Source organism: Actinomyces bouchesdurhonensis, from assembly GCF_900128465.1.
GTDB classification, from domain to species: Bacteria; Actinomycetota; Actinomycetes; order Actinomycetales; family Actinomycetaceae; genus Pauljensenia; species Pauljensenia bouchesdurhonensis.
This window is the reverse complement of record NZ_LT635863.1, coordinates 26,415-42,186: the sequence shown is the minus strand read 5'-3', so window position 1 is coordinate 42,186 and position 15,772 is coordinate 26,415. Positions and strand designations below refer to the sequence as shown.

Annotated in this window: 15 protein-coding genes and 1 pseudogene; 8 read left to right on the top strand and 8 right to left on the bottom strand. The window is 63.9% G+C overall.

Going from position 1 to position 15,772, the window contains the following annotated elements; translation table 11 throughout:
• The first annotated feature begins 59 nt into the window (after positions 1-59).
• The 3 genes from BQ7477_RS01250 to BQ7477_RS01240 are packed head-to-tail and all read left to right on the top strand — an operon-like array spanning position 60 to position 2,537.
• Complete coding sequence (locus BQ7477_RS01250; protein WP_200783445.1) at positions 60-740, top strand: glycosyltransferase family 2 protein; 681 nt, start codon at positions 60-62, stop codon at positions 738-740.
• Positions 737-1,207, top strand: a complete 471-nt coding sequence (locus tag BQ7477_RS01245; protein WP_073982520.1) for a DUF2304 domain-containing protein — start codon at positions 737-739, stop codon at positions 1,205-1,207. Before BQ7477_RS01250 ends, BQ7477_RS01245 begins: the two co-directional genes overlap by 4 nt.
• The gene (locus BQ7477_RS01240) at positions 1,200-2,537 is read left to right on the top strand and encodes an LCP family protein (protein WP_200783444.1); all 1,338 of its coding nucleotides are present in this window, start codon (positions 1,200-1,202) and stop codon (positions 2,535-2,537) included. The genes BQ7477_RS01245 and BQ7477_RS01240 overlap by 8 nt, the downstream gene beginning before the upstream one ends.
• A 967-nt stretch (positions 2,538-3,504) precedes the next feature.
• On the opposite strand, the gene galE is transcribed toward BQ7477_RS01240, so the two are convergent.
• From galE to BQ7477_RS01210, 5 genes and pseudogenes are all read right to left on the bottom strand, one after another.
• A complete protein-coding gene (galE, locus tag BQ7477_RS01230) occupies positions 3,505-4,500 on the bottom strand; it encodes a UDP-glucose 4-epimerase GalE (protein WP_073982518.1) in 996 nt (331 codons plus the stop codon).
• Positions 4,501-4,651: 151 nt separating this feature from the next.
• Positions 4,652-4,912: pseudogene (locus tag BQ7477_RS11235) on the bottom strand (5-(carboxyamino)imidazole ribonucleotide synthase); the annotation flags it as partial.
• Positions 4,913-4,945: 33 nt separating this feature from the next.
• The gene (locus BQ7477_RS01220) at positions 4,946-6,277 is read right to left on the bottom strand and encodes an ATP-binding protein (RefSeq protein WP_073982516.1); all 1,332 of its coding nucleotides are present in this window, start codon (positions 6,275-6,277) and stop codon (positions 4,946-4,948) included.
• Positions 6,278-6,300: 23 nt separating this feature from the next.
• Positions 6,301-6,978 carry a response regulator transcription factor gene (locus tag BQ7477_RS01215; RefSeq protein ID WP_073982515.1) on the bottom strand — a complete coding sequence of 226 codons (678 nt, stop codon included), beginning with the start codon at positions 6,976-6,978 and terminating at the stop codon, positions 6,301-6,303.
• Between the two features lie 96 nt (positions 6,979-7,074).
• Positions 7,075-8,109 (bottom strand): adenylate/guanylate cyclase domain-containing protein, encoded by a 1,035-nt coding sequence (locus BQ7477_RS01210; protein WP_073982514.1) that lies wholly within the window; start codon positions 8,107-8,109, stop codon positions 7,075-7,077.
• Positions 8,110-8,335: 226 nt separating this feature from the next.
• Between BQ7477_RS01210 and BQ7477_RS01205 the strand changes: the two genes are divergently transcribed.
• Both BQ7477_RS01205 and dapD read left to right on the top strand, forming a co-directional pair.
• Positions 8,336-9,031 carry a Maf family protein gene (locus tag BQ7477_RS01205; RefSeq protein ID WP_073982513.1) on the top strand — a complete coding sequence of 232 codons (696 nt, stop codon included), beginning with the start codon at positions 8,336-8,338 and terminating at the stop codon, positions 9,029-9,031.
• A gap of 44 nt (positions 9,032-9,075) precedes the next feature.
• Positions 9,076-10,032 (top strand): 2,3,4,5-tetrahydropyridine-2,6-dicarboxylate N-succinyltransferase, encoded by a 957-nt coding sequence (gene dapD / locus BQ7477_RS01200; protein WP_073982512.1) that lies wholly within the window; start codon positions 9,076-9,078, stop codon positions 10,030-10,032.
• A 65-nt stretch (positions 10,033-10,097) separates the two neighbouring features.
• On the opposite strand, the gene dapC is transcribed toward dapD, so the two are convergent.
• Together dapC and fdxA are read right to left on the bottom strand one after the other, a co-directional pair.
• On the bottom strand, positions 10,098-11,240 hold the full coding sequence (gene dapC / locus BQ7477_RS01195) for a succinyldiaminopimelate transaminase (RefSeq protein WP_073982511.1): 1,143 nt from the start codon (positions 11,238-11,240) through the stop codon (positions 10,098-10,100).
• Positions 11,241-11,259: 19 nt separating this feature from the next.
• Complete coding sequence (fdxA, locus tag BQ7477_RS01190; protein ID WP_073982510.1) at positions 11,260-11,601, bottom strand: ferredoxin; 342 nt, start codon at positions 11,599-11,601, stop codon at positions 11,260-11,262.
• Positions 11,602-11,704: 103 nt separating this feature from the next.
• On the opposite strand from fdxA, the gene BQ7477_RS01185 reads away from it, so the two are divergent.
• Positions 11,705-11,980: a putative acetyltransferase gene (locus BQ7477_RS01185; protein WP_234968610.1), complete on the top strand. Its 276-nt coding sequence runs from the start codon at positions 11,705-11,707 to the stop codon at positions 11,978-11,980.
• 20 nt (positions 11,981-12,000) lie between these two features.
• Here the strand turns inward: BQ7477_RS01185 and typA are convergent, their stop codons facing one another.
• On the bottom strand, positions 12,001-13,923 hold the full coding sequence (gene typA / locus BQ7477_RS01180) for a translational GTPase TypA (RefSeq protein WP_073982508.1): 1,923 nt from the start codon (positions 13,921-13,923) through the stop codon (positions 12,001-12,003).
• A gap of 227 nt (positions 13,924-14,150) precedes the next feature.
• Here typA and BQ7477_RS01175 point away from each other — a divergent pair, with 227 nt between their 5' ends.
• Both BQ7477_RS01175 and BQ7477_RS01170 read left to right on the top strand, forming a co-directional pair.
• Positions 14,151-15,005 (top strand): D-hexose-6-phosphate mutarotase, encoded by an 855-nt coding sequence (locus tag BQ7477_RS01175; protein ID WP_073982507.1) that lies wholly within the window; start codon positions 14,151-14,153, stop codon positions 15,003-15,005.
• Positions 15,006-15,050: 45 nt separating this feature from the next.
• Positions 15,051-15,629: a 1-acyl-sn-glycerol-3-phosphate acyltransferase gene (locus BQ7477_RS01170; protein ID WP_073982506.1), complete on the top strand. Its 579-nt coding sequence runs from the start codon at positions 15,051-15,053 to the stop codon at positions 15,627-15,629.
• The last annotated feature ends 143 nt before the right edge of the window (positions 15,630-15,772 follow it).

Here is a 15,772-nt window from a genome sequence, read left to right as displayed (position 1 = left end):
ATCCCACCAGATAGCAACACTATAGGCGCGCTGACTTGCTGATGTGCGACACTGGAGCAATGCAGCAGCGTTCCGACGCGTGGGTTGTCATCCCCGCGTATAACGAGGCGCCCGTCATCGGGGGCGTCGTCGCTGGCGTTCGCGCTTTTTTCCCCCGCGTCCTCGTCATCGACGATGCTTCCAGCGACGACACTGCCGCGATCGCGCGCGCGGCGGGAGCCTACACAGCCACGCATCCGATTAATCTCGGCCAGGGCGCGGCTCTGCAAACCGGCTTTGAGGCAGCGTTGGCACGCGGGGCACGCTACGTTGTGACCTTTGATGCCGACGGCCAGCATGATCCAGCCGATGCTGCGGCGATGGTGGATCGGGCACGCGCGGAGGATTTGGCCTTCGTGCTCGGCTCGCGTTTTCTTCAGGGCGGCGGCGGTGCCATAGGGGTGTTCAAGCGCATCATGCTGCGACTCGGGGCGTTGGTGTCACGCGCCCGCACGGGCATGGGCCTGACAGACACGCACAATGGCCTGCGCGTGATACGGGCTGATGCCCTCACCCATGTCCACCTGACCCACGCGCGTATGGCTCATGCCTCGCAGATCGTCTCTCAGCTGGCCGCGTGCGGTCTTCCCGGCGCCGAACACCCCGTCACGATCTCTTACACCGACTATTCGCGCGCCAAGGGACAACCGCTGCTCAATTCCGTCAATATCGTCGTCGACCTGGCACTGGGGGATCGATGAGCACCTACCTACTCATCCGGGTTCTCCTGCTCCTCTCGCTGGCAGCCACCGTGTGGTGGCTTCTTCGTCCCGTGTCGTCTGCTTCCTCGCTTGCCCTGCGTCGTATCGGCATCGGTTTTCTCGTGGCCGGCGCCATCGTCGCTATCGCCTACCCTCCGCTGGCGAACACGCTGGCTCGCGCCATCGGCGTCGATCGTGGGGTGAATCTGATCGTCTACGGCCTGGTGGTCGCCTCGATCGCGCAAATGGTCACCGCCTACCGGCGCGAGGCGCGCATGGAGGCACGCATGGCGTCACTCGCCCGTTCGCTGGCGCTCTCACGTGTGTGTCCTCCTGATGGTCGATCGGAAGATGGCATTCCTTCGACTAATGGAATGAGACGTCGCGCGGAAGTGGAACACGCCGCTTCGGGGCCGCATTCTCCGACAAACAACCGGGATAACGATATGGTTACAACTGATGAGTAACGTGAATCTTCGACCGATCCAGCACTCGGCTGTCAACTTCGGGCGGTTTGGCCTCCTGCGCAGCGCACTCGCCGTCCTCATGGCGGGCGTGCTTTTTGTCGCCTCAACGGGGGGATTCCTCTACGCCAGGTTGACCGCTCAGTTCGCTGACCGAGTCGTCGACATCAACGCCTACGTGTCGGATGGCCAAAACAAGGCCACTCCCGATTCCTTCGAGGGACGTGCCATCAACATTCTTGTCGTCGGCACGGACTCCCGAAATGGCGCCAGCGGCAACATTGGGGCCGGCGATGAAGACGAGGTGCCGGGCCTGCGCAACGACTCGACGATGGTCATCCATGTCAGCGCCGATCGTTCACGCGTCCAAGTCGTCTCGATCCCCCGCGACACCCTTGTGGATATTCCCTCGTGTAAGCACCGAGACGGGTCGACCAGCGACCCGATGAGCAACGAGATGTTCAACAACGCCATGTTTTATGGCGCTGACGGCGGCAATACCGACGAAGACATTGCACCCGGCATCGCGTGCGTGAAGGCGACCGTGGAAAAAATGTCGGGGATGCCGATTGATGCCTTCATGGTCGTTAATTTCGCTGGTTTCATCAATATGATCGACGCGCTCGGTGGGATCTGGTTTAACATTCCCGAGCGCATCGAGGACGAGTCCGCCAGTCTCTTCATCGACGCGGGCTGCTGGAAGTTGGATGGCACCCAGTCGTTGGCGTACATGCGCTCGCGTAAGGGCCAGGGCGACGGCTCCGATATTTCACGTATCGGTCGCCAACAGCAGCTGATTTCCGCCATGCTACGCGAGATCCAGTCGAAAGACTATGTGACGGATTCCGGCGCTCTCTTGACGTTCCTGCAGGCTGCTATCGCCTCCGTTAATGTCTCGTCCAACCTGGGTGACGCGCGGGCGGACTTGACGCTGCTCCTGAACGTCCTATCTAAAACGGAGCGGGCGAATATTCAGTTTGTGACCATGCCCGTTGAGGAGCCCTCCTGGGATCCGAACCGCCGTATTGCTTCCGAGCCTATGGCCCGCAACGTGTGGAATGCCCTGAAGAACGACCAGGGGCTGCCCGTTGGCACGACGTACACGGACGGCAACGGGGCTCAGCTGGTGGTCCCGGATCCGACCGCAGCCACTGCGTCGCCTTCGCCGGCGCCCACGGACGACACGACGACCAGCCCGAGCGACGACTCGAATGGTGACTCGACCACGAATCCCGCCGATAACACTGAGCAGTCCGCGTCCGTCACTAACAATGCGGCGAACCAAGCCGCCGCCGAGAAGAACGCCGAAAGCTGCCCGCCGAAAGACAAATGAGCACTCCTCCCTCGTTCGCACCCGACCCGAAACGCCGCCGCCCCGGCTCCGATGATGCTCGCATGATCGGACAGGAGGCCCGTTCCGGCGCCCCTACTCCCCCGCCGGAGGCCATCGCACCGCAGATGTGGCGGATTTCCGAGGACGAGGCAGGTGCCTCGCGCCCGTTGATGCCCCCTACGCTGGACCAGCCTCAGCGCGATTCCGCGCCGATTTTCCCGAGGCGAGCGACCCACGAGCAGGCTCCGCCTTCCTATCAGCCAGCGACAGCAACGAATCCGCCGTCCTACGCTCCGACTTCGACCAACGCTGCCCGCGCACCGCGCCCCGGTGGGGCGAACGCCTATGCGCCGTCAGGCAACGGGCCTCGTCAGTTCACGGTGGGGCAACCCCAGCGCCCCACCCCTGCACCGCTCGGCGCCCCNTGTTGTAGTTGGTGGCAGCCAACTTGAAGGAGGTCCAAAGCCCGTTGGATTTGTAGCGACTTTTCAGCTTGTCCATGCGGGAAAGTCGGTCAAGTCCTGTGGAGTGGTGTCATCGTTGTGTCTTCTTCGGGGTTGGTTATGCGCTAGGTTGTCGTGGGGTGTCCTCCTGTTGGGCGAGTCGAGGTTTTCTGGTGTTCCGCTGCTCAACGAGGCCTATGTTCCCATCGTCGACGGCATCCAGTTGGCCGGGCCGCGACACGTCGGCGGTGCCGCTGGCGGTGCCGCGAGGCTCCCTGTCGGACAGGCTCTCTTGCTTGCGCACGCAATTGCCTCGGGGCTTGTGCGCACCGCGAATCCGTATCGTTGGTATTGCGACGTCTGTGAGCGTGGTTGAACGCTCACCCGATCGACGTGCATGCATACCTGCTCCGAGCGGGGGCCACCACCGCGAATGCGGGTCCGCTAACTCGCACGCGGACAGCCCCGGCCTCGTTCCCTCCTACGGGACATGAGGCCCGGGGTTCAACGCTGCGAAGGGGTACTCAGGCGCCCGGTACGGTAATCGGTCGCGGCCCTGCCTGCCAGCCTTCCCAGGCTGAGGTGAGGATCTCGTCGAGACCGTTGTTGGCCTTCCAGCCCAGGTCGACGCCGATGGACAGCGGGTCGCCGATGAGCTTGGGCGGATCACCCGCGCGGCGACCGAGAACCTCAACGGGGAAGTCCCAGCCGATGACGCGGCGCAGGCCGTCGATGATTTCTTGGACGGACGTGCCAAGGCCCGTGCCGACGTTGTAGGTGTGGTGGTCCGGCTGACGGCCTTCGGCGAGCACATCGAGGGCCGCGATGTGAGCCTCCGCCAGATCCAAGACGTGAATGTAGTCGCGCACGCACGTGCCGTCGGGAGTGTCGTAGTCCGCGCCAAAGATCTTTGCGCTTTCTCCGCGCTCGAGTCGGTCCAACACCATGGGGATGAGGTTCATGATGGCAGGGTCAGCCAGGTCGGGCCAGCCCGCGCCGGCGACGTTGAAGTAACGCAGGCCGATCCATTTGAGGTCCCAAGCGCGCTCGCAGTCGGCCATCATCCACTCGCCGATCAGCTTCGTCTCACCGTAGGGGTTGATGGGGTGGCCAGCCATGTCTTCGGTGACGACCTCAGCGTTGGGCATGCCGTAGACGGCAGCCGAGGAGGAGAAGATCATCTGGTCAACACCCGTGTCCTCCATTGCGGCGAGCACGTTCGCCATGCCACCGATGTTCTGCTGGTAGTACCAGGTGGGGCGCTTGACAGATTCGCCGACTTGCTTGCGTGCGGAGAAGTGAATGACCGCGGTGACGTCCTCGTCCACCATCAGGTTGGACAGGATCGAACGTGCGTCGTCCGTGGCGACGTCGAGACGAACCAGGGGTGTATCCCCAACCCGGGCGGCGTTCGAGGTGGACAGGTCGTCGACGACGACGACGCGATCACCGCGCTGGCGCAAGAGGCGGACGACATGGGCGCCAATGTAGCCGGCGCCACCACAAACGAGAATACTCATGGGCTTAGGATACGACGCGTCGGGTCCTCGCTGCTACCTGCGAGTGGCTTGTGGTATCGCTCAGAGCGGGCGTGAGACGCGCTGCGCAAGCGCGGCACCCTTGGCGGTGGCCACGTCGCGCAGGTCCTTCTGGAAGTCGCGCATGGCGNACGACGCGCGCCGCTTCCTCCATTGTCTGGGCGGGAATATGCTCATGTTCGAAAGTGAGGACATCCGCGCCGTCAATGAGCGCGCGGATGGCGTCAAGGTCTGAGGGACTCCCGGCGGCCTTGTCGACGGTCACCAGACCGGTCGAACCGTCGTCGGCCTCGACGAGGGCACGAAGATTAATGCCGAGCGCGATGGCGCTCTCCTGCATCATGCGTGCCAGCTGTCCGCCGCCGATAACGGCAACGGTGGGAGGAGTCAACATATCGCGTTCCACGCGTCCCAATCTACCGTGCTCCTAGAAGCGACGCGAGCGGCGTCCCATGGAAATGAGAGGGCCTTCGGGCATGACGCGGTCGGGGTCCAGGGAAGCTGGGATCGCCGCCACGGACACGGTAAAGACCGGTGGAATAGCGGATTTGAGTTCGAGGCGTCCGCCCATCGCCTGGGCTAGATCGTGGGCGAGAGCCAATCCGATACCCGTCGAGCCGTGACCGGATACCCCTTTTTCAAAAATGTCTGGGGCAAGCTCCTCGTCGATGCCTTCTCCCTCGTCGCTGACTTCAATGATGACACCGCGCTTGGAGGAGCCCGCGTGAGCCCACACGCGCGTGGTGCCGCCACCGTAGCGCAGCGAGTTTTCGATGAGGGTGGCCAGCACTTGGCCGAGTTTGCCGGCGTCGGCCAGGATGGGACGCTCGGCCTCGTCAAGGAAAACCAGCGTGCGACCGGCTGCCGCGAATTGGTCCTCCCACTCCTCGCGAGCGGTGTTGAAAACCTCGAGGATATGGATTGCCTCAGTTCCTCCCCCGCTTTCGCGCTTGGAGACGTCGAGAAGTTCTGAGACGACGTTGGTCATGCGTTCGACTTGTTCGAGGCAGGTGCGGGCCTCGGCGCGCACTTCCTCCTCCGTGGAGATGTACTCGATTTCTTCGAGGCGCATCGACAGCGCCGTGAGAGGGGTCCGCAGCTGGTGGGAGGCATCTGCAGCGGCCTGCCGCTCCGCGGCGAGACGTCCGGCCATGCGTTCCCCAGTGCGCGCGAGTTCTTCGGAGACCAGGTCGATCTCTTCGATACCAGACTTTTCAACGCGGGCGCGCACGCCCCCCGAACCGATCTGCTCGGCCTGCGCAGCCAAATAGATGAGGGGCGCTGACAGAGATCGGGACAGCGAGCGGGCCATGAGCAGGCCGATGAGCATGGAGGTGATCATTCCGATGCCGAACATGCCGCACGCCCACACGATGCGGGCGGTCGCACGCGACGCGGAGAAGGTCAGTTGGACGCTGACGCCGCTGGGTGACTCCGCAAAGGCTGAGAGCGTTCGTCCAGGAATCTCGGCCTCGTGGGTCACGAGGTTCTCGCCGGGAATCAAGATCCGGTAGTCTAGCTCGCCGCCGCGATCGTCGGCTTGATCCGAGACCAGCAAAGACAGCGCATCGGGGTCGGTGCTCTCCCCTGCCGCTCTGCGCCTGTCGATGCTCTGGACGATGCGCTGGGCAGTTACCTCCAGGTCACGCTGCTCAGAGGACCAGATGGACACTGAGGCGAAAAAGGCGCCGGGTAGGCCCATGAGGAGGCAGACGACGGCGACGACGGAGACGATCATCCTCACCGCGCGTTCGCGCATGGCGGCACCCCTTTAGCGCTGGTTCAGCGCGCGTTCTCGAAACGGAAGCCCATACCACGCACGGTTGTAATGTAGTGCGGATCGGTGGCGTCATCGCCGAGCTTGCGACGCAGCCAGGACACGTGCATGTCGAGGGTCTTGGTCGAACCGGTCGGATCGGATCCCCAAACCTCACGCATGAGCGTGTCTCGCGCAACGACGGAACCGGCCTCGCGCAGCAGGACGCGCAGCAGGTCAAATTCCTTGGCCGTCAGACTCAACTCCACGTCACCAACGAAGGCACGATGGGCGGCGACATCCATGCGGATGTCCTGGGCGCGTAGCTCGCCTTCGGAGGGTTCGGCGACCTGGCGGCGCAGGAGGGCCCGCACGCGGGCGAGCAACTCAGCAAGGCGGAAGGGCTTCGTCACGTAGTCGTCCGCGCCCGCGTCGAGGCCGACGACCATATCGACTTCGTCTGTGCGTGCGGTGAGGATCAGGATCGGGACGTGGTTTCCAGACGCGCGGATCTCGCGAGCAACATCCAGGCCATCCATGTCGGGCAGGCCGAGATCCAGAACGACCAGATCGACGCCGCGCATGTCAGCAAGGGCCTCGCCGCCCGTTCCGTGCGCACGCACGTCGTATCCTTCCCTGCCCAGGGCTCGAGCGAGGGGCTCAGAGATGGCAGGATCGTCTTCAACGAGGAGAACTGTAGTCACACGCTCATCTTAGCAATTCCGAACCAAAACTTTCACCTTTCTTGACCCATCGCGGCAGGCGGTCACAGGCCACCCGACGGGCATAAAAGCGGCCTCTTAGGCGACAGCGGTCGACAGCAAGTAGGGTGATACCGGACCAAAACCGCGCAAGTCCGCGGTGGGGAACTCTTCGAGTCCGTAGCCCTCGCCGCCCTTGCCCGCTGCAATTGCGGCGGCGGTAGAAGGGTCAGTGAGGATCTTCCCAACCGGAGCAATGTCCACGAGGCGAGACGCAAGATTGACGGTCGGCCCAAACACGTCACCGGAGCGAGAGAACACGTCTCCGCGCACGAAAGACGCACGCACCGGCAACATTTCATCGTCGGCGTTGAGTCGCTCAATGAGCGCGGTTGCCACCCGAAGGCCCGTGGGTAAATCATCCGCAATGTACAGGACGGCGTCGCCGATCATTTTGACGACGCGGCCACCCTCTTCGATGACGGCGGTACGACTCTGTTCCTCGAAGCGCTCAATGAGCCCGACGAGGGCGTCTCCAAGAATCGTGGAGGACGACGTGTAAGACACCATGTCCACGAAGCCGAGGCACCGGTTGAGTGGGAAACGGCTGTGGCGTTCCTCGTGTCCGCGCTGAGAGACCTCACGATCGAAGCGTGACAGCGTCGCCTCGAGCTGGCGACGCCAGGAGTAGACGAACATCTCCTGGAAGACATCAATGTACTCGCGCATATGATCGAGGACGTACATCCGAGCCGTCGTATCGTCCAGCATGAGGCGCCGCGAGGAATCCTCGACCAGGGCCTCGTACTGCCATAGCGCCAGCCGGTCAGCCAGGTGTGAGTTCGCGCGCAGGAGCGAGCGAGAGGTGTCCGTGTCGATGGCGCCGGATTCGACCAGGTCATGCCACTTGCCAAACACGTCAAGGTCACGCTGGGAGAATACCGGTTCATCAGGATCGGGCGCCTGGAAGCCCAGGGCGATCCAGAACTGCACGACACGGTCGATCGGAGTGCCCGTCGCCTCTGAGAGGTCACGGGCAGAGTATGTGAGATGACCACCGAGCAGCCGAGGAACGTAGCTGGTTGCAGTGAGGTCATCGGGAGCTGCATGGGACGATGCACCACGCTCATCCATCGCGTTTCCCTCCTCGTCAGGCTGACTCAACACCACATCAGCGAATAAACAGTACAGTAGATCACTTTCTAAGGTCACATCAAAATATGACCTCACACACTGGCAATTGTAGTAGGCTACTGTCTTTTGCACCAGCGATTTGCACGTTTACCTGCGACAATCCGATTTTTTGCACCAAATTTCAGCTTCGCTGCACCTAGGCGCGACCATGGTTCACAATGATCCCATGCGTCTCGTTCTCGCCTCCGCGTCACCAGCCCGCCGAGCCACCCTGATCGCGGCGGGCATCACGCCGATCGTCATCGTGTCCGCCGTCGACGAGGACGCCGTCCTCTCAGCGCTGCCCGGCGGACGCGCCTTTACAGGGGGGAGAACAACACCCGCAGACGAGGTCAGCGCACTCGCCGCCGCCAAGTGCACGAACGTCTGCGAGGCACTCATTCGCGGCGATACAGAACTCCCCACAGAAAATACCCTCCTCGTTGTTGGCGCCGACTCGATGCTCGAAATCAACGGCCACATGCTCGGCAAGCCCCACACGCCCGAGGTGGCCCGCGAGCGCATCAGGGCCATGCGCCGCACGACCGCCACCCTGTGGACGGGCCACTCGCTCGCCCTTCTGGCCCCGGCCTCGTCAACGCAGTGCCCGCAGCGAGAGGTCACCGCACAGATCACGCGCTCTGCCTCAACCCTGGTTCACTTCGGAGACATCTCAGATGATGAGATTGACGCTTACGTGGCGACGGGCGAACCGCTGCACGTGGCGGGTTCTTTTACAGTGGACGGCCTGGGCGGCCCATTCATTGACGGGGTGACGGGTGACTATCACTCGGTCGTCGGCATCTCTCTGCCTCTGCTGCGCTCGATGGCATGCGAACTCGGAGTGTTTTGGCCCAACCTGTGGGATACACCGCGCCGCTGAGTTTCACCCCGAAACGACGCGCGCACGCCCCGTACTGTAGGGGCATGGACAACAGCACTGCATGGGGCATCGGCCTCGCAACGATCACCCTGGACGGAACGACTCTCGACACGTGGTACCCTGCCCCGCATCTGGGCGATGCGGGAACTGACGACGAGCTCGTGACCTCGCTGGCGCTCCTGGAGCGCGTGGACGAAGCGCGCCGCGTGCGCACGGTCGTCGTAACCACGACGGTTGACCTGACGGAGGCCCCCGCCTCGACCGAAGACGCCTACCTGCGCCTGCACTTGCTTTCCCACCGCCTGGTGGTGCCCAACACGATCAACCTGGACGGCATTTTCGCGGTGCTGCCCAACGTCGTGTGGACGGACGCCGGACCGTGTGCCGTCGCCGATTTCGAGGCTACGCGCCTGCGCTTGCGCGCCCGCGACGGTCGCCCCGTGACCGTGCAAGGCGTCGACAAGTTCCCCCCGATGGTCAACTACGTGTTGCCACAGGGTGTACGCATTGCCGACGGCACGCGCGTGCGCCTGGGCGCCTACCTGTCCGAGGGAACGACCGTCATGCATGCGGGCTTCGTGAACTTCAACGCGGGCACGCTGGGCCGCTCGATGGTCGAGGGCCGCGTCTCGCAGGGCGTCGTCATCGGCGACGGCTCGGACGTGGGCGGCGGCGCTTCCACCATGGGCACCCTGTCGGGCGGCGGCAAGCAGCGCGTGCGCCTGGGCGAACGCTGCCTCCTGGGCGCGAACTCGGGCTTGGGCATCGCGCTGGGCGACGACTGTGTCGTCGAGGCGGGCCTGTACGTGACCGCCGGCGCGAAGGTGACGCTCATCGATTCTGCCGGCGAGGCCGAACCGCGTACGATCGCGGCGCGCGAGCTGTCGGGGGCGTCGAATATCCTCTTCCGCCGCAACTCCCAGACGGGCCGCATCGAGGCGATCGCCCGCGCGGGCGTGGTGGGCATCGAACTCAACGACGCTCTGCACGCGTCGAACTGACGTCCGCACAGGGAACGAGGCCGGGGCGCGCCATGTGGTCCCGGCCTCGTTGTGTCGGTGCGGGGTCAGTGCGCCCAGGCCTCGCGGATGCGCTCGGCTGCTGCTGCTATACGTTCGTCGGAGGCCGTCAGGGCCACGCGGACACGCCCACGGGCGGCTGTGCCGTAGAAGTCTCCGGGGGCGACGAGGATACCGAGCTGGGCCAGACGGTCCACGAGGGCCCAGGAGTCGGTGGGGTGAGCGGGGTCGGCGACCCACAGGTAGAGGCCGGCGGCGCTGTTGGGGTCGACGTTGAGGCCCGCGTCGGTCAGTGCGTCCAGGAGAAGTGCGCGACGCGCACCGTAGAGGGCGCGCTGGGTCTTCACATGCTCCGTGTCAGCCAGGGCGACGCTCATCGCGTGTTGGACGGGTGCGGGGACCATGAGGCCGGAGTGCTTGCGCACGGTCACGATGGGCGCGACCAGGGCGGGGTCTCCGTAGAGGAGGGCAGCGCGGTAGCCGGCGAGGTTGGACTGTTTGGACAGGGAGTACAAGACAATGAGACCGCTCGCGTCGCCGTCGCACACCTGCGCATCGAGCAGGGAGGGGACCCCCTCGCTCACGTATGGTTCGGCCCAGGGCAGGGCTGCGTAGCACTCGTCGGAGACGATGACGGCGCCGTGGGAGCGCGCCCACGCGACGGCAGCGCGCAGCTGGTCCTTGCTCATGACGTGGCCGTCAGGGTTGCCGGGCGAGTTCAAGTAGACCAGGGCGGCCTCGGGCCAGGAATCGGGGTTTGTCGGATCGACGGGGATGGGAGTGGCTCCGGCCAGGCGAGCGCCAATGTCGTAGGTCGGGTAGGCGACCTCGGGGACCAGGACCTTCTCGCCCGGTCGCACGCCGAGCAGGAAGGGGATCCACGCGACAGCTTCCTTGGAGCCGATCGTGGGGATCACGCCACCTGGGCCGACGTCCACCATGCCGCGGCGCGCGCCCCAGGCCAAGATTGCCTCACGCACCTCGGTTGTGCCGATAACCGTCGGGTAGCCGTGCGCGTTGGAGGCCTCGGAGAGGGCTTCACGGATGAAGTCGGGGGTGTCATCGACGGGGGTTCCGACGCTCAGATCACAGATTCCCCCGGGATGCGCTGCTGCACGCGCTTTGGCGGGCGCAAGCTGATCCCAGGGGAATTCTGGCAGGTCAAGAGGGCGGGGCAGGCTTTCAGTCATACCTCTACCCTATCGACTGTCACATGTTTTCGGCTTTCCATTCCTCATTCTGAGGCGGCAGCGCTGCGATCATCGAATCGTCGTAGTCCTGGACGCCCGTCTTCTGGGCGCCGCCGGGGCTGCCCAGTTCGTTGAAGAAATCGGCGTTGGCGCGCAGGTAGTCCGACCACTCATCGGGCAGGTCGTCTTCGTAAAAGATGGCCTCGGTGGGGCACACGGGTTCGCACGCGCCGCAGTCCACGCACTCCTCGGGGTGAATGTAGAGCGTGCGCTCCCCCTCGTAAATGCAATCGACGGGGCATTCGTCCACGCACGCGCGATCCTTGACGTCCACGCAGGGCTGCGCGATGACGTAGGTCATGAGGCGTTCCTCCTGGTCAGTTCTAAAGACTCGTTGATTCTATTATTCACGTATGAGTAGCCCCGAGTCACCCTCCGTTTTCAATTCCCCGGAAAATGGCGCTATGGCGCCAAACGATCAGAGCGCAGGTGGCGGCGCGCGAGAGCAAATTTCCGCACGCGCGCCTCGCACAATTCCAGATCTGCCATGGATGCGCTTCGAGGTCGGTCAGAGAATCGTCATCCGTTACCGCCTGTCAGACGGCCTGCACGACGCCCTGGGCGAGGCTCTGGAGGTGGCCCCCACGCACGTCACGGTTGCGACGAGGCGGGGGCCAGTTCGGGTGGATGCCGCCACGATGGTGACGGGTAAGCGTGTGCCTCCCCCGCCGGCCCTGTAGCGGGCGGCGGGGGTCGAGGGTCAGCGATTATTGGCGCGACGCTCGCGGGCGGCGATCTTGAAGCGCTCCTGGGCGTCCAGGACGACCTTGCGCACGCGCACGGCCTCGGGGGTGACCTCGACGCACTCGTCGTTGGCCGCGAACTCAAGGGATTCTTCGAGGGTGAGCTTGCGCGAGGGGGTCAAGGATTCGTACACGTCGGCGGTGGCGCTGCGCGTGTTCGTCTGCTTCTTCTCACGGCAGATGTTCACGTCCATGTCCTCGCCGCGCGGGTTTTCGCCCACGACCTGGCCTTCGTAGACCTCGGAGGAGGGTTCGACGATGAAGGAGCCTCGCTCCTGCAGATTCGTCATGGCGTAGGGCGTGGCCTGGCCGGCGCGGTCGGCGACCAGGGAGCCGGTGAGGCGCTGCTCGATGGTGCCCTGCCAGGGCGCGTAGCCGTCAGCGATGGACGAGGCGATACCGGTGCCGCGCGTTTCGGTCAGGAAGCGCGTGCGGAAGCCGATGAGGCCGCGGGCGGGGACGACGAACTCGAGGCGAATCCAACCGGAGCCGTGGTTTGCCATGGTCTCCATGCGGCCCTTGCGGGCAGCCATGAGCTGCGTGACGGCACCCAGGTATTCTTCGGGGATGTCGATCGTCATGCGTTCCATGGGTTCGCTGAGGACCCCGTCGATTTCCTTCGTGACGACCTGGGGCTTGCCGACGGTGAGTTCGAAGCCCTCGCGGCGCATCTGCTCTACCAGGATCGCCAGGGCGAGTTCGCCTCGACCCTGGACCTCCCAAGCGTCGGGGCGCTCGGTGGGCAGGACTTTCAGGGAAACGTTGCCGATGAGTTCGCGGTCGAGACGGTCCTTGACCTGGCGGGCCGTGACTTTGGCGCCCTTGACGCGACCGGCCATCGGCGAGGTGTTGATGCCAATCGTCATCGAGATGGCCGGGTCATCGACCGTGATAAGCGGGAGGGGGCGCGGATCCTCGAGATCGACGAGTGACTCTCCGATCATGATGTCCTCGATGCCGGCGACGGCGACGATGTCGCCGGGACCCGCAGAGTCGGTGGACACGCGCTCGAGGCCTTCGGTGGCCAGCAGCTCGGAGATGTGGACGCGCTGGATGGTTCCGTCGTGGCGGGCCAGGCCCACATCGGCGCCCTTCTTCAGGGTGCCGTTGTGGATGCGCAGCAGCGCGAGCCGCCCCAGGAAGGGCGAAGCATCCAGGTTGGTGACATGCGCTTGCAGCGGCATGTCCTCGTCGTAGCTGGGGCCGGGGATACGACTCAGGATCGTCTCAAAGAGCGGTTCGAGGTTCTCGGTGGGCAGCTGGCCGTCGCCCGGGTTTTCCAGGGAGCACTTGCCGGCCTTAGCGGAGGCGTAGATGACGGGGACGTCCATGAGGGAGTCCACATCAATGTCGACGCCTTCGTTCATGAGGTCCTCGCCGAGCGAGAGCAGCAGGTCGGTCGTCTCAGAGACAACCTCGTCGATACGAGAGTCGGGACGATCAACCTTGTTGACGACAACGATGACGGGCAGGTGTGCCTGGAGGGCCTTACGCAGCACGAAGCGGGTCTGCGGCAGCGGACCTTCGGAGGCGTCGACCATGAGGACCACGCCATCGACCATGGACAGGCCGCGCTCGACCTCCCCGCCAAAGTCAGCGTGTCCGGGGGTGTCGATCACGTTGATGGTGACGCCTCCAGCCAGGCCGAGGGCCTGCGCGGCGGGGCCGCGATAGTGGACGGCGGTGTTCTTAGCGAGAATCGTGATTCCCTTTTCTCGCTCGAGATCTCCGGAGTCCATGACACGTTCACCGGTCTTTTCAACCGTGTCGCGTTCAGAGAACGCTCCTGACTGCCAGAGCATTGCGTCAACCAGCGTGGTCTTCCCGTGATCGACGTGTGCGACGATCGCGACGTTTCGCAGGTCGGGACGCGTGGACATATCTGGACTCCTCAAATGTGGACACCTATTATTGCGTGTAATGGAGCACAGAAGCCCCATTCAAAATCGATCAACTGACCGATTCCACGCACATACCTCTCCAGAATATCGGCATACGGAGAGCCAACGCGCACGCCACCCTGCGACATCCACCACGTCATCTATCCACTCACACGAACCATTCGGTCTATTTGCCGAGAAACCACCCATACACTCAACTGATAACCATGACAGACATCGCCACACTCTCCGCATCCATCCCATCCTGTTCGACACGCATCTCACCCTTCGGCGCACACCTTCTGTCGTGGCGTCCCACCGGGGACACCGATGTCCTGTGGCTGTCCTCCCGCGCCGTCATGGACGGCACGCGGGCAATTCGTGGCGGAGTCCCACTGTGCCTACCCTGGTTTGGCGGACCAGAAGATTCTCCGGCGCGACCGGGAGCGGGGGCAGGCCCCCACGGCTTCGCCCGCACCTCGACGTGGACCCTCCTATCCGCCACCCATCCCGCAGACACTACCCCAGCCTCGTTCTCTTTTGAACTACACCACACGGGTGAAACGTCAGCGCTCTACCCCCACTCCTTGTGCGCACGCCTGGACGTGAGCGCCGGTTCCGAGCTGCACATGAGCCTGAGCCTGACGAACGACGATGATCACCCCTTCGCAATCGAGGCAGCGATGCACACCTACCTTCATGTCGGCGACATCAAGGACGTGACCATTGAGGGCCTAGATGGCGCCCGCTACTTCGACAAAGTCCGCGCTCGCTACGCCACCCAGCGCGGAGACTTAAACCTCGTGGGGCCAACGGACCGCGTCTATACGACAACACAGCAGGTCCGCGTCACCGACCCTAAGCTGGACCGACGCATCATCGTCGATAAGAACGGCTCCGGCTCCACGATCGTGTGGAACCCTTGGGCACAGGCAGCCGCCACCATGAGCGATGTCGGCACGGACGAGTGGCAGTATTTCGTGTGCGTCGAAACCGCCGCCGTGCGCGAACGGGCGCTCACACTGTGGCCAGGCCATCCTCACATCATGACACAGAGCCTTGCCGTGGAGGCGCTCGACTGAAGCAGCGCAGGTAGGATTGAGCGCAGCTACAACAGAAAGGCCACCATGGCTCTCACCCGCGTTCTCGCTTCCGCCTACTTGACAATGTCGCGCTGGAAGCTCACGACCGAGCCGTTGCCCGAGAAGGTCATCGTCATCGGCGCCCCGCACACGTCGAACTGGGACGGCGTATTCATGGCCGTATCCATGTGGAAGAGCGGTCGCAGCTTTTCGTTCCTGGTCAAGGACTCGGTCGTCAAAGCCCCGGTTCTCGGCTGGTTCGTAAAAAAGATCGGCGCGGTCCCCGTGGAGCGTAGCGCAGCTCACGGTCTGGTGGAGCAGGTGGCGACCCGCATTCGTGAAGCCGACACGTTCACATTGTGCATCACACCGAAGGGCACCCGTTCACCGCGCGAGTTCTGGAAATCGGGCTTCTACCGCATCGCCATGGAGGCGGACGTACCGATTCAGTTCGGTTTCATCGACCGCACCACACACACCTTCGGGTGGGGGCCGACGTATCGCCTGACGGGAGACGTGCGAGCCGACATGGACGTGATCCGCGCGTTTTACGCGGGCAAGGTAGGAGTCAAACCAGCGAATACGTCGGTTCCGCGCCTGCGAGCCGAGGACGAGAACCAGTGAGGTTCCGCGGATTGTTAAGTGCGGCTGGGGCACTGACACTGAGCTTTGGGGCTACGCCAGCTGTCGCAGACCAGCCGACGCCGATTCACCTGGTGGAGGTGTATGACATCACGCCCGGCGAGTTCGCGACCCACGAGGTAACA

Excerpts from the sequence above, each read along its gene's own strand:
- BQ7477_RS01250 (WP_200783445.1), top strand. The coding sequence starts at position 60 with ATGCAGCAGCGTTCCGACGCGTGGGTTGTCATCCCCGCGTATAACGAG.
- BQ7477_RS01245 (WP_073982520.1), top strand. The coding sequence starts at position 737 with ATGAGCACCTACCTACTCATCCGGGTTCTCCTGCTCCTCTCGCTGGCA.
- BQ7477_RS01240 (WP_200783444.1), top strand. The coding sequence starts at position 1,200 with ATGAGTAACGTGAATCTTCGACCGATCCAGCACTCGGCTGTCAACTTC.
- galE (WP_073982518.1), bottom strand. The coding sequence starts at position 4,500 with ATGAGTATTCTCGTTTGTGGTGGCGCCGGCTACATTGGCGCCCATGTC.
- BQ7477_RS01220 (WP_073982516.1), bottom strand. The coding sequence starts at position 6,277 with ATGCGCGAACGCGCGGTGAGGATGATCGTCTCCGTCGTCGCCGTCGTC.
- BQ7477_RS01210 (WP_073982514.1), bottom strand. The coding sequence starts at position 8,109 with ATGGATGAGCGTGGTGCATCGTCCCATGCAGCTCCCGATGACCTCACT.
- BQ7477_RS01205 (WP_073982513.1), top strand. The coding sequence starts at position 8,336 with ATGCGTCTCGTTCTCGCCTCCGCGTCACCAGCCCGCCGAGCCACCCTG.
- dapD (WP_073982512.1), top strand. The coding sequence starts at position 9,076 with ATGGACAACAGCACTGCATGGGGCATCGGCCTCGCAACGATCACCCTG.
- dapC (WP_073982511.1), bottom strand. The coding sequence starts at position 11,240 with ATGACTGAAAGCCTGCCCCGCCCTCTTGACCTGCCAGAATTCCCCTGG.
- fdxA (WP_073982510.1), bottom strand. The coding sequence starts at position 11,601 with ATGACCTACGTCATCGCGCAGCCCTGCGTGGACGTCAAGGATCGCGCG.
- BQ7477_RS01185 (WP_234968610.1), top strand. The coding sequence starts at position 11,705 with ATGGCGCCAAACGATCAGAGCGCAGGTGGCGGCGCGCGAGAGCAAATT.
- typA (WP_073982508.1), bottom strand. The coding sequence starts at position 13,923 with ATGTCCACGCGTCCCGACCTGCGAAACGTCGCGATCGTCGCACACGTC.
- BQ7477_RS01175 (WP_073982507.1), top strand. The coding sequence starts at position 14,151 with ATGACAGACATCGCCACACTCTCCGCATCCATCCCATCCTGTTCGACA.
- BQ7477_RS01170 (WP_073982506.1), top strand. The coding sequence starts at position 15,051 with ATGGCTCTCACCCGCGTTCTCGCTTCCGCCTACTTGACAATGTCGCGC.